19 protein-coding genes and 1 pseudogene are annotated in these 22,253 nt (G+C 69.3%); 12 read left to right on the top strand and 8 right to left on the bottom strand.

The window, feature by feature from the left end; genetic code table 11:
- Position 1: 1 nt before the first annotated feature.
- Together ACQY5G_RS04705 and ACQY5G_RS04700 are read right to left on the bottom strand one after the other, a co-directional pair.
- Complete coding sequence (locus tag ACQY5G_RS04705) at positions 2–1,441, bottom strand: SDR family oxidoreductase (RefSeq protein ID WP_428277480.1); 1,440 nt, start codon at positions 1,439–1,441, stop codon at positions 2–4.
- Positions 1,438–1,875 (bottom strand): hypothetical protein, encoded by a 438-nt coding sequence (locus ACQY5G_RS04700; RefSeq protein ID WP_428277478.1) that lies wholly within the window; start codon positions 1,873–1,875, stop codon positions 1,438–1,440. Before ACQY5G_RS04700 ends, ACQY5G_RS04705 begins: the two co-directional genes overlap by 4 nt.
- Before the next feature lie 156 nt (positions 1,876–2,031).
- Here ACQY5G_RS04700 and ACQY5G_RS04695 point away from each other — a divergent pair, with 156 nt between their 5' ends.
- Positions 2,032–5,754 carry an FG-GAP-like repeat-containing protein gene (locus ACQY5G_RS04695; protein WP_428277476.1) on the top strand — a complete coding sequence of 1,241 codons (3,723 nt, stop codon included), beginning with the start codon at positions 2,032–2,034 and terminating at the stop codon, positions 5,752–5,754.
- Between the two features lie 44 nt (positions 5,755–5,798).
- Here the strand turns inward: ACQY5G_RS04695 and ACQY5G_RS04690 are convergent, their stop codons facing one another.
- Positions 5,799–6,326, bottom strand: a complete 528-nt coding sequence (locus tag ACQY5G_RS04690) for a nuclear transport factor 2 family protein (RefSeq protein ID WP_428277474.1) — start codon at positions 6,324–6,326, stop codon at positions 5,799–5,801.
- A gap of 105 nt (positions 6,327–6,431) precedes the next feature.
- Here ACQY5G_RS04690 and ACQY5G_RS04685 point away from each other — a divergent pair, with 105 nt between their 5' ends.
- The 8 genes from ACQY5G_RS04685 to ACQY5G_RS04650 all read left to right on the top strand — a co-directional run bounded on the left by ACQY5G_RS04685 (position 6,432) and on the right by ACQY5G_RS04650 (position 12,727).
- On the top strand, positions 6,432–7,754 hold the full coding sequence (locus ACQY5G_RS04685) for an amidohydrolase family protein (protein ID WP_428277472.1): 1,323 nt from the start codon (positions 6,432–6,434) through the stop codon (positions 7,752–7,754).
- A 79-nt stretch (positions 7,755–7,833) separates the two neighbouring features.
- Positions 7,834–8,079: a hypothetical protein gene (locus ACQY5G_RS04680; protein ID WP_428277470.1), complete on the top strand. Its 246-nt coding sequence runs from the start codon at positions 7,834–7,836 to the stop codon at positions 8,077–8,079.
- Positions 8,080–8,098: 19 nt separating this feature from the next.
- Entirely contained in the window at positions 8,099–9,244 is a 1,146-nt protein-coding gene (locus ACQY5G_RS04675) for a hypothetical protein (protein ID WP_428277468.1), read from the top strand.
- Positions 9,245–9,310: 66 nt separating this feature from the next.
- Positions 9,311–9,535, top strand: coding sequence for a hypothetical protein (locus tag ACQY5G_RS04670; protein ID WP_428277466.1), 225 nt, complete (start codon positions 9,311–9,313; stop codon positions 9,533–9,535).
- Positions 9,535–11,064: a sodium:solute symporter family protein gene (locus ACQY5G_RS04665; protein ID WP_428277464.1), complete on the top strand. Its 1,530-nt coding sequence runs from the start codon at positions 9,535–9,537 to the stop codon at positions 11,062–11,064. Before ACQY5G_RS04670 ends, ACQY5G_RS04665 begins: the two co-directional genes overlap by 1 nt.
- A 22-nt stretch (positions 11,065–11,086) precedes the next feature.
- Entirely contained in the window at positions 11,087–11,539 is a 453-nt protein-coding gene (locus ACQY5G_RS04660) for a hypothetical protein (protein WP_428277462.1), read from the top strand.
- A 16-nt stretch (positions 11,540–11,555) separates the two neighbouring features.
- Entirely contained in the window at positions 11,556–12,224 is a 669-nt protein-coding gene (locus ACQY5G_RS04655) for a zf-TFIIB domain-containing protein (protein ID WP_428277460.1), read from the top strand.
- An 86-nt stretch (positions 12,225–12,310) separates the two neighbouring features.
- A complete protein-coding gene (locus ACQY5G_RS04650) occupies positions 12,311–12,727 on the top strand; it encodes a DUF6941 family protein (RefSeq protein WP_419861354.1) in 417 nt (138 codons plus the stop codon).
- A 10-nt stretch (positions 12,728–12,737) separates the two neighbouring features.
- Here ACQY5G_RS04650 and ACQY5G_RS04645 read toward each other — a convergent pair whose 3' ends face one another.
- The 5 genes and pseudogenes from ACQY5G_RS04645 to ACQY5G_RS04625 all read right to left on the bottom strand — a co-directional run bounded on the left by ACQY5G_RS04645 (position 12,738) and on the right by ACQY5G_RS04625 (position 17,955).
- Positions 12,738–13,922, bottom strand: a complete 1,185-nt coding sequence (locus tag ACQY5G_RS04645; RefSeq protein WP_428277458.1) for a c-type cytochrome — start codon at positions 13,920–13,922, stop codon at positions 12,738–12,740.
- A gap of 295 nt (positions 13,923–14,217) precedes the next feature.
- Positions 14,218–14,691, bottom strand: a pseudogene (locus ACQY5G_RS04640) (PQQ-binding-like beta-propeller repeat protein); the annotation flags it as partial.
- 220 nt (positions 14,692–14,911) lie between these two features.
- The gene (locus tag ACQY5G_RS04635) at positions 14,912–17,134 is read right to left on the bottom strand and encodes a TonB-dependent receptor (protein ID WP_428277456.1); all 2,223 of its coding nucleotides are present in this window, start codon (positions 17,132–17,134) and stop codon (positions 14,912–14,914) included.
- Positions 17,119–17,559: a hypothetical protein gene (locus ACQY5G_RS04630; protein WP_428277454.1), complete on the bottom strand. Its 441-nt coding sequence runs from the start codon at positions 17,557–17,559 to the stop codon at positions 17,119–17,121. The genes ACQY5G_RS04635 and ACQY5G_RS04630 overlap by 16 nt, the downstream gene beginning before the upstream one ends.
- Positions 17,560–17,667: 108 nt before the next feature.
- The gene (locus ACQY5G_RS04625) at positions 17,668–17,955 is read right to left on the bottom strand and encodes a DUF4342 domain-containing protein (protein WP_428277452.1); all 288 of its coding nucleotides are present in this window, start codon (positions 17,953–17,955) and stop codon (positions 17,668–17,670) included.
- A 123-nt stretch (positions 17,956–18,078) separates the two neighbouring features.
- On the opposite strand from ACQY5G_RS04625, the gene ACQY5G_RS04620 reads away from it, so the two are divergent.
- The 3 genes from ACQY5G_RS04620 to ACQY5G_RS04610 all read left to right on the top strand — a co-directional run bounded on the left by ACQY5G_RS04620 (position 18,079) and on the right by ACQY5G_RS04610 (position 22,241).
- Positions 18,079–19,041: a tetratricopeptide repeat protein gene (locus ACQY5G_RS04620; protein WP_428277450.1), complete on the top strand. Its 963-nt coding sequence runs from the start codon at positions 18,079–18,081 to the stop codon at positions 19,039–19,041.
- A 216-nt stretch (positions 19,042–19,257) separates the two neighbouring features.
- Positions 19,258–21,930: a DUF5916 domain-containing protein gene (locus tag ACQY5G_RS04615; RefSeq protein WP_428277448.1), complete on the top strand. Its 2,673-nt coding sequence runs from the start codon at positions 19,258–19,260 to the stop codon at positions 21,928–21,930.
- 74 nt (positions 21,931–22,004) lie between these two features.
- Positions 22,005–22,241 (top strand): hypothetical protein, encoded by a 237-nt coding sequence (locus ACQY5G_RS04610; protein ID WP_428277446.1) that lies wholly within the window; start codon positions 22,005–22,007, stop codon positions 22,239–22,241.
- The last annotated feature ends 12 nt before the right edge of the window (positions 22,242–22,253 follow it).

The following is a 22,253-nucleotide window of genomic DNA, read 5'->3' as shown; positions in this document are numbered from 1 at the left end:
TTCAGATCCTTTCCGGGCACTGCGAATCGCCGCGACGCGCGATGCCGCGAAGCATGCCGCGGAAGATCAGCCAGTGGATGGGGTACAGGCCGTACCAGTACAGCAGGCCGCCCAGACCCAGGGGGTCGAAGACGGCCGTCTGGGTGATGCGGCTTCCCTGCTCCGCAGGTTCCACCTCGAACTGTAACCACGCCCGGCCGGGCACCTTCATTTCGGCCTGCAGATGCAGGAGGCGGTTGGGCTCGAAGGCCTCGACGCGCCAGAAATCGAGCGGGTCCCCCGGCCGAACGTCGACCGGATTCCGCCGGCCGCGGCGCATGCCGACGCCGCCCGCGAGCAGATCCACAGCGCCACGCCACGCCCACAGCCAGTTCGCGAAGTACCAGCCCCGGGATCCGCCGATACGCTGGATCGGAGCGAAGGCGCCGGCGGCGTCGGCCCGGACCACGGCCTGCTGGCGGTCGACGATGCGCGAGCCAAACCGTTTTCCGCCCCAGAGCGGCTGTCGACCGCTCGAGGACACGGCATCGCTCCACCGCGTCCCGGCCATCTCCCGGTCCTCCTCGCGCAACGCGCGGGCGACCGCCTCGCCCATATCAAGAGGACGAACCGGGAAGCGCTCCAGCGCCGCCGTGTCGCGGACGACGGTTTCGTTGCGCAGGCTCGTGACGAGTTTCCGGCCCACGCGCGCGTACACGGGCGTCACAAGGCCGAGCCAAAGACTCGAAAGACGGGGATTGAGGAAGGGGACAGGAATCATGACCCGGCGGACACCCGCCTGGCGGGCGTATTCGCGCATCAATTCGCCGTAGGTGACCCGTCGAGGTCCGCCGATTTCGAACACGGCGCTGCCCTCGTGCTCGATATCGAGTCCGTGAATCAGGTACGCGATGACATCATCGATCGCGATGGGCTGGGCCGCGGTCCCCACCCAGCGTGGCGTGACCATCACCGGCAGCTTGTTGACAAGACTCCGCAGCAGTTCGAAGGAGAGCGACCCCGATCCGATGATGATGGAGGCGCGGAACTCCAGCGTCGGCACCCCTTCCGACGCGAGGATGCGACCGACCTCCAGGCGGCTGGCGAGGTGGGGCGACAACGGGCCGTCACCGGCGAGACCGCCGAGATAGATGACCCGGCGCACCCGCTGCTCACGCGCGGCGCGGGCGAAGTTGCGGGCCCCGACCCGGTCCTGCTCGCCGAAATCCACCTTCGATCCCATCGAGTGTACGAGGTAGTAGGCGGCATCTACTCCCTGGAGGGCTTTGCGGAGGGAATCGGGATCGAGCACGTCGCCCGCGACGACGTCGGTCCGGCTCGAGAACCGACCGGCGAGGTACTCGGGCTTACGGGCGAGGCAGCGGACTCGGGCTCCACCTTCTTCGAGCGCCGGAACAAGGCGGCCGCCGACATAACCGCTCGCCCCGGTGACGAGAATCACTCGTCGGAGCCCCGGGTGATCCGCCTGAGTTCCAGCGTAGCGATGGACTGCACGGTCGTCCCTCGTACAAGGAAGCCCTCGATGCGGTCGTCGGCTCTGAAGCGCCCTTCATAGGCCTCGGAATACGATCCGTAGTCGAGAATCAGCCTGACCTCCGAGGAGGCGTGGACACCCTCCACGGTCCCGGGGGATATGGTTTCGCTCGGCCCCGGGATCCGGGAGAAATCCGTTCGGCTGACGGTGCCGGAGACGTTGCCCAGCCCGTCTTCCTGCAGCCGGAACTGCCAGGCCAGCCCGCCATCGATGCGAAGCACGCGGCCGAGCCAGTCCCCCGTGAGGGGCATCTCCGCCGGATCCGTCGTGTAGCGGCAGGCAGCGAGCACCCCCGGAAGAACGATCAGGACGGCGACCCGCGCGTATCTGCGTGCCTTCATTCGTCACCCCACGTGCTCGTTCCCGTGACGATCCTCCCCCGGTAGCGACGAGCGCCGCGCATACCGGCGAGACAGGCAGGTGATATGATATAGCCCGCTCGCTCGTTGTGTCTCGTGTACGACGGAGCGAGTCGATCCCGAACCTCCGCGAGGCGCATGCCCCACACCCATAAGGACGCCCGTCCCTCCGTCCGCGTCACGCTGCTGGCGATGGCCGCGCTCTGCGTCGGGTGCGGACCGGCAGCGCTCGACTGGGTCGAGGAGGACGGGTACCGCTGGGCCGAGCTTCGGGTGTCGGGCGAGGACGAGCCGGGGTTCGAGCGACTCGACCCCTCGGAGACCGGGATCTCGTTCGAGAACGTGGTGACGGAAGCGCAGTACATCGAGAACAGCCACTACCTGAACGGATCCGGCGTCGCGGCGGGGGACGCGGACGGCGACGGCCGCGTCGACCTCTACTTCGCGGGGATGGACGGGCCGAATCGGCTCTACCGCAACCTGGGCGGCTGGCGCTTCGAGGAGATCGCCGAGGAGGCCGGGGTCGCGGCGGCGGACCGCTTCTCGACGGGTGCGGCGTTCGCGGATGTGGACGGCGACGGAGACCTCGACCTGCTCGTCCACGCGCTCGGGGGCCCGAACGCACTCTACCTGAACGACGGGATGGGCCGCTTTGCGGACGGGACGGAGGCGGCGGGGCTCTCCTCGACGCTCGGGAGCATGTCGATGACGCTCGCCGACATCGACGGGGATGGGGATCTCGACCTGTACGTGGTGAACAACAAGGTCGCGACGGTGCAGGACCTCTTCCCGCCCGAAGACATGCAGCCGAGCAACATCTACCGGCAGACGGAAGGGGGGTTCGAGATCCTCCCCGAATGGCGGGAACACTTCACGCTCGGCGAGGTCCGGGAAGGGATGGTCCCCCGGCTCGAACTCGCGGAGCCCGACCGGCTTTACCTGAACGACGGAACGGGACGGTTCACGCCGGTGCCGTGGACTGAGGGCGCATTCCTCGACGAGGAGGGGCGGCCCCTGGAGGCCGAGCCGCTGGAGTGGGGGCTCGCGGCACGTTTCCAGGACATGGACGGGGACGGAGACCCGGACCTGTACGTCTGCAACGACTTCCACAGCCCGGACCACATCTGGATCAACGACGGGACGGGGCGTTTCCGGATGCTCGCTCCGCTCGCGATGCGGAGCACGAGCTTCGCCTCCATGGCCGTGGACTTTTCGGACGTCGACCGGGACGGGTTCACGGACTTCTTCGTGGCGGAGATGCTGAGCCGGGAGCAGCGGCTGCGCATGAAGCAGATCGTCGGCGGCGTCGCCGACCCACAGTTCGCGGGACGGATCCTGAACCGGCCGCAGAAACCGCGCAACACGCTCTACCTGAGCCGGGGGGACGGGACCTGGACGGAGGCCGCGCAGTTCGCGGGCCTCGACGCGTCCGGCTGGTCGTGGGGCAGCACGTTCGTGGACGTGGATCTCGACGGGTTCGAGGACCTGCTCATCGGGACAGGCCACTTCTACGACGCGATGGACAAGGACGCGGCGCAGCGGGTGGGGTCGATGGACTGGCGGCAGCGGATTCTCGGCTTCCCGCCGCTGCGCCTCTCCAACGTCGCCTTCCGCAATCGCGGAGACCTGACCTTCGAGGAGGTGGGAGAGGCGTGGGGGTTCGCGGGGGACGAGGACATCACGCATGGGATGGCGGCGGCGGATCTCGACGGGGACGGGGACCTGGACATCGTCACGAACCGGCTGCTGGCGCCCGCGGGGGTGTACCGGAACGTGGGCCGGGCTCCGCGCGTGGCGGTGCGGCTCGTCGGCGGGAGACCCAACACAGCCGGCGTCGGCGCGCGGATTCGCCTCTCGGGGAGCGAGTTGCCGGCGCAGACGAAGGAGATCGTCGCGGGTGGCCTGTACCTCTCCGGTTCGGAGGCGATGGCCAGCTTCGCCGCCGGCGAGGGGGAGATGACGCTCGAGGTCGTCTGGCGGGACGGGACGACGAGCCGGGTGGAGGGCGTGCGCGCGAACCGCATCTACGAGATCCGGCAACCGGCGGCCGGCGGCGCGGCGGCGGCTCCGGGCTCGGCGGAGTCGGAAGCGCCCCTGTTCGACGACGTGTCCGCGCTGCTCGGGCACCGTCACCGGGAGAACGCGTTCGACGACTTCGCGCAGCAGCCGCTCATCACCTGGCGTCTGGGACAGGGCGGCCCGGGCGTCGCGTGGGGCGATATCGACGGTGACGGTGACACGGACGCCCTGATCGGCGGTGGGGGCGGCGCCGGCCTCTCGGTCTTCCGCGGCGACGGCGAGGGCGGGTTCTCGCCGGACCGGGGCGCGCGCGGCGGCGGGGCGGCCGGGCCGGCGCCCTCCCCGGGCGACCAGACGGGCCTCGTGATCGTCCCCGGCCGGGCCGGCGCCACGGTGGTCGTCGGAACCGCGACGTACGACGGCACCGACCGGGCGGCCCCGTCGGCCACGGCGCTGCGCGTCTCCGGGACGGGGCTCCGCGAGGCGCAGACGCTTCCCGCCGCCGAATCGAGCACCGGCCCTCTCGCCGCAGCCGACTACGATGGGGACGGCGACGTCGATCTGTTCGCGGGCGGCCGCGTGATCCCCGGCCGGTATCCGGTCGCGGCGACCTCTCGCCTCTTCCTCAACGAGGGCGACCGCTACGTCCTCGACGAGTCGAACGCGGCGGCCCTGGCCGACGTGGGCCTCGTGTCCGGCGCCGTCTTCAGCGATGTGGACGCCGACGGAGACCCGGATCTCCTGCTCGCCATCGAGTGGGGACCCGTGCGGCTCTTCGTCAATCGCGACGGACGATTCGAGGACGCGACGGCCGCCTTCGGACTCGAGTCCCGGACCGGGTGGTGGAACGGAGTGACGACGGGAGACCTGAACGAGGACGGGCTGCCCGACGTCATCGCCTCCAACCGGGGCCTCAACTCGCAGTTCACCGCGAGTCCCGAGCACCCGGCGACCGCCTATCACGCCGATCTGGACAACGATGGCTTCCGCGATGTCATCGAGGCGCGCTACGACGAGTTCACGCGCTCGATGGTGCCGGTGCGGGGACTCCTCACGCTGGCGGGCGGCCTCCCCTTCCTTCGCGGCCGCATTCAGGGGTACGAGCACTACGGACAGCTTGGCGTGAACGAGATTCTGGAGCAGCCCGCGGACCTCCTGCCGACAGTCGAGGCGACGACGCTCGCGCACACCGTGTTCATCAACCGCGGGGGATCGTTCGAGGCGTTCGAGCTGCCGCGCGAAGCGCAGTTGGCACCCGCGTTTCACGCGGGCGTGGCCGACATGGACGGCGACGGACACGAGGATGTCTTCCTGAGCCAGAACCTGTTCGCGCTGCGCGGCGAGGCGGACCGGAACGACGGGGGGCGCGGCCTGTGGCTGCGGGGCGACGGAACGGGGGCGCTGACGCCGGTCCCGGGACAGCGGTCGGGCATCGCGGTCTACGGCGAGCAGCGTGGAGCGGCGTTCGCGGACTACGACGGCGATGGGCGCGTGGACATCCTCATCAGCCAGAACGCGGCCGGGACGAAGCTGTACCGCAACAGGGGCGCGAAGCCCGGACTGCGTGTCCGGCTGCGCGGCGGCCCCGGCAACGCGGCGGCCATCGGCGCCGCCATCCGCCTCGAGTACCCCGGTGGAGTTCTCGGTCCGCTGCGGGAGGTGCGGGCCGGCGGAGGCTACTGGTCGCAGGACGATCCGGTTCAGGTGATGGGACTCGCGGCCACACCGACCGCCGTCCGCGTCCGCTGGCCCGACGGCTCCGAGACGGTCACGCCGCTGGACGCGCCGACCCCGCTGGAGGTCACGATCGACGCGAGCGGCACGCTCGTCGCCCGCCGCTAGACGCCGGATCTGCCCGGCGGGGGGCGCTTCGCCGCCCCGGGCGTTCAGCCGCCCTTGAGAGTGCGGATGCGCTCGGCGACCTCGCGGGCCATCTCGTTGGGAATCGGGATCGTGAGGTTGTACTGCGCGATCTTCCAACCCCCGCCTTCCATCACGAGCACGCCGCTGCCGCGCGTTTCGCCAAGGTTGGCGTTCTCGAGGCGTTCGTCGAACCAGGCGGTGCGCCCGCCGGGCGCGATGGCGATGTGGCGCTCGAGCATGTGGTAGGTCCAGCCCGTGCCCGTATCGAAGCGGGCCTTCGTGTAGTCCATGAACTCTTCGCGCGTCCAGCGCTCGGTCGCGTCGGTGCCGAGGAAGACGGCCTCGTCAGCGTAGAGGCTGAAGTAGCGGCCGAAGTCGGCCTCCGAGGCCGCCTCGTGGAGCGCGTCGAGGGTCGCGGAGACGTCGGCCCGGGCATCGTCCTGCCCGGCGAGGGGCGCCGCCGGGAGCGCCGGCGCGATGAGGAAGGCGAGGACGGCAAGGCGAGCCAGGGGGCGATGCGGCCGGCGGCCGGCGTTGTTCATCACGTTCATCACAGCTCCTCGGGATCTGGCAGCCCCTGCAGCGAGAGCTCTGCCGGGGCCGCGGGTGTCGCGTGATCCTACCTGAGCCGCCCGCGAGCAACTAGTCTTGATGTCATGCCGCCACGTGCCACTGATTCGACGCGAAGCCACAGGGCTCTGATCGCCCGAGCGGCCGCCGCCTCCGTCCTCACGGTCCCGATCGTAAGCGGGTGCGCGACGGACACCGGACGGGACGCGTCGGGTCTGCACGCCGCCGGTCCGGGCGCCGCGGTCGTGATCCGGGCGGACCGGATCCTCGACGGGCGCGGCGCCGTGCTCACAGGCCGGGAACTCGTGGTCCGCGACGGCCGGATCGAAGCCATCGCCGCGGAGGGGACCACGGAGGGCGCCGTGGTATACGAACTTCCGGGAGCGACCGCGCTTCCGGGACTCATCGACACGCACGTTCATCTCGGCTGGCACTTCGACGCGGCGACGGGCCGACTGGGCAGTGCGGGACCGACGAACACGGCAGAGGACCGGGTGCTATATGCGGCCGAGAACGCGTGGAACATGCTCGCGAGCGGCGTCACGACGGTGCAGAGCCTCGGCGGACCGGAGGATGTGCCGGTCCGGGACGCGATTGCGCGCGGATCGCTCCCGGGGCCACGGATTTTGACGTCGATCGAGCCCATCACGGCCGGGAGCGGCGGACCGGAGGAGATCCGGGCGCGCGTGGACACGCTGGCCGAGGCGGGCGCGGACGTGATCAAGATCTTCGCCTCCGCCAGCATCAGGGTCGGCGGCGCGCCCACGCTGAGCCAGGAACAACTCGACGCCGCCTGTGGTCAGGCGCGCGAGCACGGCCTGCGCGCCGTGGTCCACGCCCACGGTCCCGAGAGCGCGAGGCGCTCGGCCCTCGCTGGCTGCCGGCAGATCGAGCACGGTGCCCTCCTCGACCGCGAGACGCTCGAACTCCTGGCCGAACGTGGACTCTACTACGATCCGCACACGCACCTGATCTTCGAGAACTACTTCGTGAACCAGGACCGCTACCTCGGCATCGGGAACTACACGGAAGAGGGGTTCCGCCAGATGCGCGAGGCCGTGCCGGTCGCGCTCGGCGCCTTCCGCGAGGCGCTCGACGTCGAGGGGCTCGACATCGTGTTCGGGACCGACGCCGTAGCCGGCGCGCACGGGCGCAACTGGACGGAACTGGTGTACAGGGTGCGTGAAGGCGGACAGGACCCGATGGAGGCCATCGTCTCGGCCACGAGCCTGGCGGCGGCTTCGCTCGAACTCGAGCAGACGGTGGGCACGCTCGCGCCGGGACTCGAGGCCGATGTGATCGCGGTAGCGGGCGACCCGACAGCCGATATCGGCGCCCTCGAGCATGTCGTCCTCGTGATGCGGCGCGGAGTGGTCTACCGACATCGGCCGCTCGCGAAGACTCCGTGAAGCGGCGACGCTTCGCCGGCAGCTCGACGGTCCGCCGCCACACCGACACCTGGAGAGCGGGACTCTCGTAAGGAGGCGCATGAAACGCTCGATCGAAGACGCGCAGCAGCGACTCGCCGAGAAGCTGCTTTCGCGCAGGGACGTGTCCGCCGTCGGCATCGGAGCCGACAACGGGGCCCCGTGCCTGAAGGTCTACCTCTCCGGCTCCTCTTCCCGGAAATCGATCCCCGACCGCTACGACGGACACCCGGTGCGGGTGGTCGGCGGGGGCCCGTTCCGGGCGCAGGGGAACGGCCCGGCGGACTCGCCGGCCGGCAGCGCGTGACGGGCGGAGGGGACAGGCGATGACGCCGCGCCGGAACCTCGTCCTTGCGATCACGATCGCGGTCGCCACATGCGTCGGGGTCGGCATCCACTGGACGCTGACATCCTGGCCGACGCGGCCCCCGACGCTGCCTCCGCCGCGGCTTCCCACGCGTCCGCCGCTGCGTCCCCCCGGCCCCTCCGCCCAGGAGTTGCTCGCCGCCGCCATGCAGGTTCAGAGCGACAATGAATCGACGCTCTTCGCCGTTCCGGGCGTGGTCGGCGTGGGGATCGGGTTCACGGACGCCGGAGCGCCGACGATCAAGGTCTTCGTCGATCCTTCCGCGTCTCCCGTATCCCGTGGTCTCCAGGGCATCCCGGAGACGCTCGGTCTCTTCCCCGTCACCGTCGAGCCGGCGGGCCCGTTCCGCGTCCTGCCGCCGGAACCCGTCGCCCCGGTTTCGGCGGACGAAGGGCCGGTACCCACGGGCCGCTTCGAACGGCCGGTGCCCATGGGCGTGTCCACGGGCCACACCCGCTCCACGGCGGGCACGATCGGCGCCGTCGTGACCGATGGCGAGCGCCGGTACGCACTCAGCAACTGGCATGTGTTCGTGCCGGGCGGCGAGGGACAGCCGGGCGACGTTCTCCTGCAGCCGGGACCCGTCGATGGCGGCTCGGACCCGGGGGACGCGATCGCCACGCTCGCGGCGTTCGAGCCCGTGGTCCTGTCGCCGTTCGCGTCGAACCGGATCGATGCGGCGATCGCGCGCACGGACGAGGTGCTGCCGGAGACGCCGGTGGGGGGCTATGGGTCGCCGCGCAGCACGACGATGGCGGCGAAGCCGGGGCTGCAGGTCCAGAAGTACGGGCGGACGACGCGCCTCACGGTCGGGGAGGTGGAGGCGGTCAACGCGTCGATCAACGTGACCTACGGGTCGGCCGGATCGCAGGTCGGCCGCTTTGTCGGTCAGGTCATGGTGTGCTGCAACTTCAGCAAGGGCGGCGATTCCGGTTCCCTGATCGTGGCGCGCGATCTGGACCGCGACGGGAACGCGGGCCCGGACGACCGCAAGCCGGTCGCGCTGCTCTTCGCCGGCGACGGCCGGCTCACGATCGCGAACCCGATCGATCTCGTGCTCGACCGCTTCGACGTGACGATCGTGGGCGAGGACGCCGACCGCTGACGCGGGGTTTTGCCACGGGCTGCCACGGCTGGCCGCTGGTGCCGGCCAGTCAATAGTTTGGCGACCATGACACGCTTCCGGTCGCACTTCCTGCCACGAACGCCGACGGGCCGCCGGCTCACCGTCCTCTTCCTGGTGCTGTTCGCGTTCACGCAGTGGCCGTTCGTGTATGTCATCGGCAACCGCGTGGAGCCGTGGATCGGCGGCATGCCCTTCCTCTACGTGTACCTGCTCGTCCTCTACTGCCTCCTCATCGGGGTCCTGATCCGGGTGCAGAGGCGGGGGCTCTGATGGAGGCCTGGGTCGTCGCGACCGGCCTCATCTTCGTCTATCTCGTCGCCACCATCGTGCTGGGGGCGGTCGCGAACCGGCGCATGTCGGTGGACCTGGAGGACTTCCTCCTCTACGGACGCAAGGCCGGGTTCATCGTCCTCTATCTCACCGTCGTCGCCACCTACCATTCGGCGTTCGCCTTCCTCGGTTCGGGCGGCTTCTTCTATACGCACGGGATCGGGTTCTGGGCGGCGGGCGCGTGGACCGTGCTCGTCGGGGGGATCACCTACGTGCTCGGGAGCCGGATCTGGGCGCTGGGAAAGACGTTCGGCTACATCACGCCGGCGGATCTGCTGGCGGACTTCTACGAGTCGGATGCGGTGCGGATCGTGACCGCCCTCGTGTCCGTCCTGTTCACGATCCTCTACATCCAGGTCCAGGCGGTGGGGCTGGGCTACATCCTCTCCGTCGCGTCCGGCGACCGGATCTCGTTCGAACTGGGGACGCTGATCCTGCTCGTGGTTGCCGCGGGCTATCTCATCGCGGGAGGTCTGCGCGCCGTCTACTGGACGGACGTGATCCAGGGCGTGTGGATGTACGTCGCCGTGTGGGCCGGCGCCCTCGTGCTCGCCTTCGAGCTGTTCGGCGGGCCGTTCGAGCTGTGGCGGCAGGTCGCGGCGCAGCGGCCCGATCTGCTGACGCTCCCGGGGCCGGAGGGCTTCTTCACGCCGGGGATGTGGTTCGGGATGATCGTCGTGCTCTCCTTCGGCATCATCTTCCAGCCGCACCTCCTCATCCGGTACTACACGGCGGTCTCGGGCCGGACGATCAAGCTGCTGGGCGCGACGACGCCGATCTACCTCATGACGCTCTATATCCCGGCGGCGCTCGTGGGCCTGGGGGGCGCGCTCGTGATGCCCGACATCGCGATCCCGGACCGGATCTTCCCGGAGATGCTCTTCGCGTACGCCCCGGCCTGGCTCACGGGCGCGATCCTGGCCGGCGCGACGGCGGCGGCGATGTCCACGCTCGACTCGATGCTGCACGCGAACATGACGGTGCTGACGCGCGATGTGTACCAGCGCTACATCCGCACCGGCGCGAGCCAGAACCACTACATCCTCATCGGCCGGCTGATCGTCGTGGCCCTCCTCGCCGTCGGGTACTTCCTCTCCGTGAGCACGTTCGATTTCCTCGTCCAGCTCGTGGCCCTGTCGGGTTCCGGGGCGCTGCAGCTGATGCCGGCGGTCCTCGGGGTCTGCTTCCCAGGCCGGCGCCTGACGACGAAGGCGGGGGTGATCGCGGGCATCGGAGCGGGTCTCGCGACGCTCTGCTTCACGCTCATCGACGTGAGTATCTCCACGCCCTTCGGCACCTTCGCGACCGCACCGCATCCGCTCGGCATGCACGGCGGGGTGTGGGGACTACTGGTGAACTTCATCGTGACCTGGGTGGTGAGCCGGTTCACGCTTCCGCCGAGCGACGTGACCGTGTCGCGAATCCACGGCGCCGTCGAACGCTTCGTTTACGAGGGCGACCCCGCGTGAGCGCGGCCGGGGGCTGACGGCCGTGGGCAGGCTCGTCGGAGGCGTCGCCCTCCTGGCGCTCGCACTCTTCGTGTTTGTGGGGTTCCTTCTCTCGGGCGCCGATCCGTTCGCCCTGAGAACGCTCTTCGCGCTCTTCATCGCGGCCGGACTTCCCGCCGCGGGCGGCGGCCTGCTCCTTGCGGGCCACTTCGGGGTCGGGCGCCGCATCGAACACCGGCGGGAGGAACTCCGCCGCGACACGCTCGAGGCCGAGATCCTGAAGATGGCGGGGCGCCACGGCGGGCGGCTGACGGCGGTCGAGGTCGCGGGGGAACTGGCGGTGCCGACGACGACGGCCGAGGAACTCCTGAACGAACTGATGGCGCGGGAAATGGCCGAGATCGAGATCACGGACTCGGGCCTGCTCGTGTACGCCTTCCACGACGTGCGGCACCTGTCGGAGAAGGAAACCGCGCGCGGGCTCCTCGAGCCGTGAGGGGAGCGCCGTTGCCGTGAGCGAGACCCGCTGGCCGTGCCCCGTATGTCTCGGCACCAAGATGGAGAAGACGTCGCTGGGGACCGCGACGGGGGACGCTTCGGGGCCGCTGACGCTCGACCATTGCGCCCGTTGCGGCGGCATGTGGTTCGAGTTGGGGGAGGTGCAGCGCCTCCGTTCCGAGCGGCCCGAGTCGCTGTGGGCGCAGATCCCGGCGCGCGAGGAGCGACACCGGGCTCAGTGCCATGCCTGTCGCGCATTCGTGGACCGTGACGCGCCGGCATGCGCGGCGTGCGGGGCGAAGATCCGCCTGAACTGCCCCGTCTGCGACACGCGGATGCTGCAGGTGAGCCAGTCCTCCCTCACGCTCGATGTGTGCAAGCGGTGCAAGGGCGTGTGGTTCGACCACCACGAACTCGAGGCGATCTGGGAGATGGAGAGGGACCGGCTCGTCGCGCGGCGGGGAGGCGACGGCGCGGTCGGGCGCACGGCGGAGGCTGGCGCCGATGTCCTGTTCGAGACGCTCTTCTGGGCGCCGGACCTCGTCTTCGTGGGAGCGCACGTCGCCGGTCACGCCGTGGCGACCGCGGCGGAGGCGGCGCCGGCCGCGCTCGACGCCGTGGGCGACGCGGCCGCAAGCGTGTTCGAGGCAATCCTCGAGATCGTGGGCGGCATCTTCGGCTGACACCCGCGCGGATTCGCCGCGGCGCTCGACTCGCTACACTCCAGGTCCGACCCGAGGCTGTTTCTTCCCTACTGGAGAACCGACGAATGGAAATCGTGCTGGCCACACTGGCCGACGCCGCCAATACATCGAGCGACGGCAAGCTCAATCTCATGGGCCTCTTCGACACGCTCTACGCCGGGGCCATGCCGGTGACCCACCCCTCCATGCAACTCGTCCTCAGGATCCGGGCCGAACCGTCCGAAACCGATCGGCAGCACGAACTCGAAATCCGGTGCATGGCCGAGGATGGAGAGGAACTGTTCAAGGTGACGGGCGGGTTCTCCGTCCAGGGCCCGCCGGGGAAGGCGGCCACCTTCAATCACGTCGTGGGCATCAACAACCTGACGTTTCAGAAGTTCGGCGGGTACACGTTTCCGATCTTCATCAACCGGGACCTGAAGCGGACGGTCGAACTCGACGTGGCGATGGCCGAGGGACCCGCCGAGCCGCCCCGGGATTGAAGAGGGAGGGTCAGCGGCCGTCCTGGACGGGATCGGCGGCCGATTCCGCCTCCCACAGGCGTCGCTGCTCGCTCGTGAGGTAGTGCCGAATCGCGGTGACATCCTCCATCGAGAGAAGGTCGCCGAAGGCGGCCATGCCGTTCACGGCGAGCGCGCCGCCGAGCACCACGGCGTCGAAACTCTCCCACGCGCCGCCATCCATGCGGCGCAGGTCCGGATAGGCGGAGAGGTGTTCGTCCGAGGCCCGGTGACAGATGCGGCAGTGGACGCCGAAGAGTTCCGCCCCGCGCCGGACCCGGGCCGCGTCAAGCGCGAGATCCGGCGGTTCCGGCGTCGTCGGCACGACCTGCGCCGGGGGTAGCGGCACGTCGCCGCCATCGAGACGGAAGACGAGCAGCCGTCCCGCGCTGTCGTAGTCGTACGCCGCCGAGCCGAGCGGATAGGCGGAGCCCCTCGGCCCGCCGTAGCCCGCCATGACCGCGATGTACTGCACGCCGTCGACCTCGTACGTCATGGGCCCCGCCATGACGCCGGTGCCGAGATGGATGCTGTGGATGCGTTCGCCGGTGTCGGCCTGGTGGAAGTCGAGCGTGCCCGCCGCCGTCCCCTGGATGACGAGGTTTCCGCCCGTCACGAGGGTGCCCCCGTTCCACATGCTGCCGCGCGGCACCCGCCACAGCTCGCGCCCCGCGACGGGGTCCCACGCGAGGAGAAACTCGTTGGGGCCGATATCGGGGAGACCTTCGGTGAGGTGCGCGAACTCTTCCGGGAACGGAGGCCAGGAGGCCGTGAAGCCTTCGTACGCGACCTCGGGGCGATGGTCGAATTCATCCAGCGAACGCCACAGCATGGCCTGTTCGCGGGCGGGGATGTAGGCGATGCCCGTCTCGGGATTGAAGGACATCGGCTGCCAGTTGTGTCCGCCCGCGGAGGAGGGGAAGACGACGCGCGGTTCGTCGCGATAATCCGCGGCGGGGTTCGGGATCGGCCGACCGGTCTCGAGATCGATCCCGTGCGCCCAGGTGACGGTCACGAAGTTCTCCGCCTGCAGCAGTTCGCCCGTGGCGCGGTCGAGTACGTAGAAGAAGCCGTTCTTGGGGGCCTGGAGCAGGACATCGCGCGGCCGGCCGTCGATCGTGACGGTACTCAGGATGAGGTTCTGCGTCGCGGTGTAGTCCCAGATCTCGCCCGGCACCGTCTGGTAGTGCCAGGCGAGGCGGCCCGTCTTCGGGTCGATCGCGAGGATGGAGACGAGGTAGAGGTTGTCGCCCCCCCGACGGGCTTCGGTGCCAGATCGGGTAGGGGTAGGAGTTCCCCGTCCCCACGTAGAGAAGGTCGAGCACGGGGTCGTAGGCCATCTCGCCCCAGACGGTGCCCCCGAGTCCTCCCTCCCAGGCCGAGTCCGGGTCCCACGTGGCCGCGGCCGCCTCCATCTCCGGGTGCTCGAAGCCACGGGCCGGATCGCCCGGAACCGTGAAGAAGCGCCACGCCTTCTCGCCGGTCTCGACGTCGTACGCCGTGATGTACCCGCGCACGCCGAAGTCGCCGCCCGCGTTGCCGAGGACGACGACGTCGCCGGCAATCTGCGGCGAGCCCGTGCTCGTGTACGAGAGGGACCGGTCGATGAAGGTGTCGACGCGCCAGATCTCCTCGCCCGTCGCGGCGTCGAGCGCCACCAGCCAGCCGTCGAAGGTGCCGATGTAGACGCGGCCCTCCCACACCTCCAGTCCGCGGTTGACGGGACCGCAGCAGCCCTTGCGCGTGGTGCTCGGGTCGACCTGCGGGTCGTAGCGCCAGACGGGTTCTCCCGTCGCCGCGTCGAGCGCCGCGACGCTTCCCCAGGGGCCCGGCGAATACATTACACCGTCGACGACGACGGGCGTGGCCTCGAGCCCCCAGTGCACGGAGCCGACGTGGGACCGCCACTCGTACTCCCAGGCGAGACCCACGGCGACCGCGTTCATGACGTGAATGCGCCCGAGCGGGGAGTACCGGGTTTCCCCGACGTCCCGGCCGGAGGTCAGCCATTCCGCGGGGACCGTGTCGGTCGCCAGCAGGCGGTCCCGGGTGACGGCGCCGGCCGCATCGCCGGGCGGTGACGGTTCGCAGGCTGCCAGCGCGCAGGAGACGAGAAGCGCGCCGGCGAGCGGGCGGGCGCCCCGGTTGCCGCGGGCCACCGGCGGGCTAGAAACGGGGGGTGACGGTGAGGCGGAAGCTTCGGCTGGGTCCGGGACTCCGTTCCTGCACATCCACGTAGGTCGTCTGGAACAGGTTTTCGATCTTCGCCTGCACCCGGGTCCCCAGAATCTCGGTGCGCGCGCGAAGGTCGACGAGGGTGATCGCGTTGCGCTCGTCGAGCGGGAAGGCGAGCACCTGCTCCACGCGGCTCCGGTGTCGGAAGTCGATGGCGACCATGCCCCTCCAGCCGGAGGCGGTCGCCGTGAAGTTGTGTCGCGAACGATAGGGGAGCGCCCGTCCGGTCCGGTCGTCCCGCGTGTCGAGGAAGGTGTAGTTCGTGTTGAGGTCCAGGCGATTCGGGATCACGCCGACCCGCAGGCCCGCGTCGACTCCCCGCACCATGGCTTCGGCGACGTTGCGGAACTGGAAGGTGAAGAACTGGTCCGGCGCCGGCGTGGGTTCGATGAGGTCGGTGTAGTCGCTCCAGAACAACCCGGCATCGACCCAGACGCGATCGCTGAGGGACACCGTCGCTCCGACCTCGCGAGCCCACGCGGACTCTCCTCGCATCTCCAGGTTGGGGACGACGCGGAACCCGAACTGGGTTGTAGACGTGAACTGTTCGGATACGCTCGGCGCACGGTATCCCCGGCTCAGGGATCCGCGCAGGCTCAGCCGCTCGCTCGCCTCGAAGACAACTCCGAGCTTCGGGTTGAGCACGACATCCTTCATCGCCGCCGACGCCTCGTGGTAGTCGAGCCTCAGCCCCACGGAGCCGCGAACCCGGTCCGAGAAGGTGATTTCGTCCTGCGCGAACACCGCGAGGTCCGTCACCTCGGGCGTCGGATCGAGGAAGTTGGAGCTTACGCCCGTCCACGCGCCTTCCCCGCCGATCGTCAGCGCATGCGAGGCGTTCGGGAAGAGGGACCATTGGACGTCGGTGCCGATCCGTGTCGAGCGGTGGAAGTCCTGATTGTCGTGGAAATGGTTCTGGTTCCGCGCGTGGTAGATGTGCGGGCGCAGCTGCAGGCGCTGCTTCGGGGTCACATACGGTGTGGCCGTAACCCCGAATACGACGTCGTCCGCCCGGATCCAGTCGCCGAGTTCGGCCGGATCGACCTCCAGCGGACGATCCGCCGACAGCCAGGTGAAGAACTCCTCCTCGTCCCTCCGCGTCCAGTTGACAAAGATCTCCCAGGGATTGGAGGACTCCGCGGGGAAGACGGTCTTGAGCCGCACCCGCCAGCGTTCCAGCGCCCCGTTCTGCCGGAACCCGTCCGATTCCTCGCGCGCGAGGTACAGGGTGGTGCCGACATCGCCGAGGCGGCGGGAATGCTGGAGCGCGATCCCTTCCCTGCTCAGGCTCTCGTCCGTGAACGAGTGTCGGGCCGGAGTGTCGAAGAGGCCCACGTAGCCGCGGACGATGGTCTCGGGCTCCGCGGACGGCCGCTTCGTGATCACGTTCACGACGCCGCCCAGCGCGTTCGTCCCCCAGAGCGTGGAATGTGGACCCTTCACGATCTCGATCTGGTCGACGTCCAGCACGGGGAGGCCGCTGAAATCGATCGACGCGCCCACGCCGGAGAGCACGCGGTGGCCGTCGAGGAGCATGAGGACCCGGCTTCCGACGCCGCGCGCGATGCCGGTGGCGCCGCGAATGTCCATCTGGCCGGAGTTGAAGATCACGCCCTGAGCGAAGGGGAGCGCTTCGTCGAGGGTCACGGCGTCGCGGTTGCCGAGTTCGTCGGCGCTCATCACGGCGACGCTCACCGGAGCTTCGCCGGGACGGGCGGCGGAGCGGCTCGCCGTCACGGTCAGCTCGGGAACGTCGAACAGCCGGCGTTCGAGAACGATGCGAAGTTCGCCCGACTGACCGGCCTGAAGTTCGCGTTCAGCGGCGCGAAAGCCGTCCGCGACGACGACGAGGGTAAAGGTCCCATCGGTGGGCGAGGCAATCCCGAAGCCCCCGTCGGCCCTCGTCGTCGCCGTCAAGGTGGTGCTTCGGATGAAGACGGCGGCCCCCGCGACCGGCGCACCCGTCTCCGCATCCAGCACGCGGCCCCGGACGATGGCGTCCTGGGCCTGGGCGGCGAGCGGGGCACTCGCGTAGAAGGAGGCGAACGCAGCCCGCGCGTAGAAGGAGGCGAGCACCGCGCGCATGTAGAAGACGGCGAGCGCGGCGCTTGCCGTGAGACGTCGTCGGGTACCGACCGCTACTGCCGCTGCCAAACCGTAGTCGAGGCGGCTGCGAGCGGCTCCGTTACTACGACGGTGAGGACGTTGCCCGCCAACGTGTAAGTACCCAGAGCTTGCACTTCGGTACCACTCTGCTGCCAGGTGCCGTCCGTACGGATGGTGAACGTGCCCTGGTCCTGAAGCATGATCCCCGCGCTGGGCACCGCGACTTCATAGGTCATCGTACCCGATGCACTGTCGCCGGAGGACGAGGTTTGCGAGAGCGTGAAGGTTCCCGTGGCGAGCGGCGGACCGGCCGTAAGCCCACCCTGGTTCAGGGATACGAGGCTATACGTGCCGGAGAGGTCCGGGGGCCCGGCGGCGGGGGGCGGCTCCGGGTCCATGGTGTCGCCGCCGCAGCCTGCGACAAGGGCCGCGACGACCAGCGGCACGCACAACGTTTGCAAACGCTTCTTCATGAAACCTCCGTCAGTTTCGGATCAGGCGTCTTTACGAGGACGCCGCTCCTTTCAAGATAGTCGTCCGGTTCGGCGTTGCCGAGACCGAGGCCCCGCCCTGGCAGGCCGCTACCCGCCGTCCTCGCTGTCGGTGGATACCGGGTATCGGTCCGTTTCTTCCTCGGGTTCTTCGCGTTCCACGACGATCGAGCAGTTCGTGACGAGCGCGGCGATGGCGCCGATCGCGGCCCAGGCGGGCAGCATCAGCGTCCCCACGACGCCGATGGAGAGCGGAACCTCGATCAACTCCTTCCCGTCCTCGTTCCGGATCGTGATGCGGCGGACGTTCCCCTCGCGGATGATCTCCTTGATCTTCCGGACGAGGTTCTCACCCGGCACCCTGTGTTCCTCGGTCATGTCCACCTCCCTTGCGGCGCGCCCGCGATTCCGGCTTGATGTTGAATCCTGGCAGTCCGCCGTACGCTCGTCATCCGGGTCGGGTTTTGCGAGCCGGAGAAACCTCTCGCCCGAGGAATAACGATGAAACGCTATCGAACGGAACTCCGCGCGCTCGCGCTCGCGCTCGGCCTTGCCGCCTGCGACGAGCCGGCGGACGAGGCCGGAGCCTCCGGCGGGGACGGACTCCCGGCGGGGGCGGAGGCGATCTCCCTGCTGGGCGAACCGCTCCATCCATCCCCCGGTTCGGCGGAGCAGCAGCGCGACATCGAAGTCGCGCGAGCGGACTACGACGCCGATCCGGATGACGCGGACGCGATCATCTGGCTCGGCCGGCGCGTCGGGTACACGGGGGCGTTTCGCGAGGCGATCGAGATCTTCTCGGAGGGGATCGAGAAGCACCCGAACGACGCGAGGATGTACCGGCATCGCGGACATCGCTGGATCAGCGTGCGGGAGTTCGACCGGGCCATCGAGGACCTGTCTCACGCCGCGGAGCTGGTGCGGGGCGACGAGGACGAGGTCGAACCGGACGGCCAGCCGAACGCGCGCGGCATTCCGACGAGCACGCTGCAGTCGAACATCCACTACCACCTGGCGCTGGCCCGCTACCTGAAGGGGGATTTCGAGGGAGCGCTGCCGTCGTACGAGGATTACCTCTCGGTGACGACGAATCCCGACCAGCTCGTGGCCATCTCGCACTGGCGGTACATGGCGCTCCGCCGCCTGGGCCGCGACGCCGAGGCGGCGGCCGTCCTCGAACCCGTGACGGCGGGCCTCGATGTCATCGAGAACACCAGCTACCACCGGCTGCTGCTCATGTACAAGGGGGAACTCGACGCGGACGCCCTGTGGGATCCCGACAGCGGCGACCCGGCGGGCGTGGCAGTGGCCTACGGGGTCGCGACCTGGCACCTCTACAACGGCCGCGAGGCGCAGGCCGCGGAGATGTACCGCCGCATTCTCGAGGGTTCCGGCTGGGCGGGGTTCGGCTACATCGCGTCCGAGGCGGAGATCGCCCGCCTGGAGGCCGACGCGGACGGCTGACCTGGACGGCTGACCCGGGCGGCTGACCCGCCGCAACTTTTTCCCCGCCGGCCTCGTCCCCCCCAAAAGGACGCCGGCGGCCAACGGTGCAGGCCAGGTACGGACCGCAACCTTTCGACGGCTCGACGCGTCCTACTTCGCAAGGTTTGAAGTTCGGGCTGCTTAAGGAAGGTTACCTTGGGGTTTTCCTCGTTCTTGATAGATTCCGCCGCCCCGTTGCGTCGGTGGGCGGCGTTCGGGCTGCTGATGGGCCTGGCCGCGCCGCTGGCGGCTCAGGATTCCGCGATCGGCGGCGAGACAAACGCGCGGGCCGCCGCGGCCCCGGCGCTTCGGGCCGTCCGCGCGACGGAAACGCCGCAGATCGACGGACGGCTGGTCGAAGCTGCGTGGAACGGCGCGCCGGTTGCCACCGACTTCGTTCAGTTTCAGCCCGACCCGGGCGAGCCGGCGAGCGAGCGCACCGAGGTCCGGGTCCTCTATACGGACGACGCCGTCTACATCGGCGCGCGGATGTACGACCGCGATCCCGACGGGATCATCCGCCGGCTCGCGCGCCGCGATGAGGAGGTGACGACGGACGCCTTTTCCGTGGCGTTCGACAGCTATTTCGATCACCGCACGGCGTTCCGCTTCTCCGTCAGCGTGGCGGGCGTCCAGAGCGACGCGCTGATGTTCTCCGACACGCAGGAGGACGGCGATTGGGACGCGGTGTGGGAGAGCGCGACGCGCTCCGACGAAACGGGCTGGACGGCCGAACTGCGGATCCCCCTCTCGCAACTCCGGTTCGCCGGCTCATCGGACGACGGTTCCGGAAGCACGTGGGGCATCAACTTCGTGCGCGAGATCGCCCGCCTCGAGGAGTCGAGCGTGTGGTCGCCCCTCCCGGAGGACCGCTCGCGCGTCGTGTCCGCCTTCGGCACGCTGCGCGACCTCCAGGGCCTCCGGCCGCGCCGCAATCTGGAGGTACGGCCCTACGTCCTCTCGTCGGCGACGCGGGCGCCGGGCACCGCCGACAATCCGTTCTACGCGGCCACGGACCTGCGCCAGACGGTGGGGGGCGACCTGAAGTACGGGATCACGGAGAACCTCACGCTCGACGTCACCGTGAACCCCGACTTCGGGCAGGTCGAAGCGGATCCGTCCGTCGTGAACCTCACGGCGTTCGAGACGTTCTTTCCCGAGAAGCGGCCGTTCTTCCAGGAGGGATCGGACATCTTCGGGTTTTCCTTCGGTGGGGGCGATGACAACAACGAGTCGCTCTTCTACAGCCGCAGGATCGGGCGGACGCCCCAGGGGTCCGTGACCGGCCCGGCGGAATACCGCGACGTGCCGGAGGCGACGAGCATTCTCGGAGCGGCGAAGCTGTCCGGGAAGACGGCGGACGGCTGGTCGATCGGGTTCCTCGATGCCCTCACCTCGAACGAGAACGCGCGCTTCATCTTGCCGGGGGGCACATCCGGCGCGCAACTCGTGGAGCCGATGACCAACTACGCGGTGGCGCGGGTCATCAAGGACTTCCGCGACGGCGAGAGCGCCGTCGGCGTCATCGCCACCGCCACCAACCGGCGCCTGGGCGCCGGAGGGACGCTCGCCTTCCTGGCGGACGAGGCGTACACCGGAGGGATCGACTTTCGGCACCGGTTCGGGAACGGGAACTATCAGATCGACGGTCATGTGATCGGGAGCACGGTGAGCGGCAGTCCGGAGGCGATCGCGCGCATCCAGCGTTCCTCCGTCCACTACTTCCAGAGCCCGGACTCCCGGCACGGACTGGACCCCACCCGCACGCGTCTCTCGGGCACCACGTCGACGATCAGCTTCTCGAAGGTGGGAGGCGGGAACTGGCGCTACGGACTGTTCGGCGAGAACCGCTCGCCCGGCTTCGAATCGAATGACCTGGGATTCCAGCAGAACGCGGATTACCGGGTCGGGGCGGTCTGGGTGAACTACGAGCAGTTCCGGCCGCAGGGGCCGTTTCGGAACTGGGGCGTGAACGCGGCGACGTGGTCCGGCTGGACGTTCAACGGGGAACGGCAGTTCACGGGCGGCAACGTGAACGGGAACTTCCAGCTCAAGAACTTCTGGCGCGGCTTCGCCGGGTTCAATCAGGAGTGGGCGGGACTCGCCACCACGGCGCTGCGCGGCGGGCCTACGCTCCACCAGCCGAGCCAGTGGAGCAGTTGGGGCGGCGTGTTCACGGACTCCCGGAAGCCCGTGCGGTTCGGAGCCGTCTTCAACGCCGGAGGAGAGTACCGCACCGCGACCCGCCGCCTGGGCCTGTCGCCGAACGTGATGCTCCAGCCGTCGAGCCGTCTCCAGCTCAACTTCGGCCCGAGCGTGCAGTGGAACGATCGTGCGTGGCAGTTCGTCTCGCGGCCCGACGCCCCCGACGGGACGCACTACGTGTTCGCGCGTCTGAGCCAGCAGACGGTCTCGATCACGACGCGCCTGAACTACACGTTCAGCCCGGATCTTTCCCTTCAGTTGTACGCCCAGCCCTTCGTGAGCGCGGGGAGATACGACCGTTTCATGGAGGTCGATGATCCGCGGGCTTCCGATTTCTCCGACCGCTTCCGGACGTACGGGGAGAACGAGATCCGGCGGCTGGAGGCGAACGGCTTCGGACTCTACCAGGTCGACGCCGATCGCGACGGGAGCGCGGACTTCGGCTTCGCGGATCCCGACTTCAACGTGAAGTCGTTCCGCTCCAACCTGGTCCTGCGCTGGCAGTATCGGCCCGGATCGACCGTGTTCCTCGTCTGGAGCCGCGACCAGCAGTCCTTCCGCAACGACGGGGCGTTCCGCCTCGGTGACGATCTGACGGACCTCGCGCGGATTCCGTCCACCAATATCTTCCTCGTCAAGTTCGAGCACTGGCTGGGGCTGTAGCTCGTACACAGCCGGTGGCGGGGGCAACGCGGCCCCCGCCACGGTCCGCCGGCCGTCGAGAACAGTGGGAAGCGGTGACCGGTTACATTTTCGTGGCGCTTGCGGTGCTGGTGGCGGTGGCCGGCTGGAGACGCCGGAGCCGGTTGCGTCGCCAGACCCGCCCCGGCGTGACGGACGAGATCGTGCAGCGCATCGAGACGGTGGGCCGCGTGGACGCGGAGGATGTCGAACCGGTGGATCTCGAGCTGGCGAGGGCCGAGGAGGACGAATTCTGGGCCCAGACGTGGGATGAGCCCGAAGAGAACTGGTAACCGGTGAGAGGA

Origin of the sequence: Candidatus Palauibacter sp., assembly GCF_965261555.1 — a bacterium.
In the GTDB taxonomy this organism is placed as follows: Bacteria; Gemmatimonadota; Gemmatimonadetes; order Palauibacterales; family Palauibacteraceae; genus Palauibacter.
Note: the sequence above shows the minus strand (reverse complement) of the source record. Positions and strands in the feature narration are given on the sequence as shown.

Coding starts and splice junctions, on each gene's coding strand:
- ACQY5G_RS04650 (WP_419861354.1), top strand. CDS start 12,311: ATGGAAATCGTGCTGGCCACACTGGCCGACGCCGCCAATACATCGAGC.
- ACQY5G_RS04690 (WP_428277474.1), bottom strand. CDS start 6,326: ATGAACGTGATGAACAACGCCGGCCGCCGGCCGCATCGCCCCCTGGCT.
- ACQY5G_RS04700 (WP_428277478.1), bottom strand. CDS start 1,875: ATGAAGGCACGCAGATACGCGCGGGTCGCCGTCCTGATCGTTCTTCCG.
- ACQY5G_RS04625 (WP_428277452.1), bottom strand. CDS start 17,955: ATGACCGAGGAACACAGGGTGCCGGGTGAGAACCTCGTCCGGAAGATC.
- ACQY5G_RS04680 (WP_428277470.1), top strand. CDS start 7,834: ATGAAACGCTCGATCGAAGACGCGCAGCAGCGACTCGCCGAGAAGCTG.
- ACQY5G_RS04630 (WP_428277454.1), bottom strand. CDS start 17,559: ATGAAGAAGCGTTTGCAAACGTTGTGCGTGCCGCTGGTCGTCGCGGCC.
- ACQY5G_RS04695 (WP_428277476.1), top strand. CDS start 2,032: ATGCCCCACACCCATAAGGACGCCCGTCCCTCCGTCCGCGTCACGCTG.
- ACQY5G_RS04675 (WP_428277468.1), top strand. CDS start 8,099: ATGACGCCGCGCCGGAACCTCGTCCTTGCGATCACGATCGCGGTCGCC.
- ACQY5G_RS04670 (WP_428277466.1), top strand. CDS start 9,311: ATGACACGCTTCCGGTCGCACTTCCTGCCACGAACGCCGACGGGCCGC.
- ACQY5G_RS04620 (WP_428277450.1), top strand. CDS start 18,079: ATGAAACGCTATCGAACGGAACTCCGCGCGCTCGCGCTCGCGCTCGGC.
- ACQY5G_RS04665 (WP_428277464.1), top strand. CDS start 9,535: ATGGAGGCCTGGGTCGTCGCGACCGGCCTCATCTTCGTCTATCTCGTC.
- ACQY5G_RS04685 (WP_428277472.1), top strand. CDS start 6,432: ATGCCGCCACGTGCCACTGATTCGACGCGAAGCCACAGGGCTCTGATC.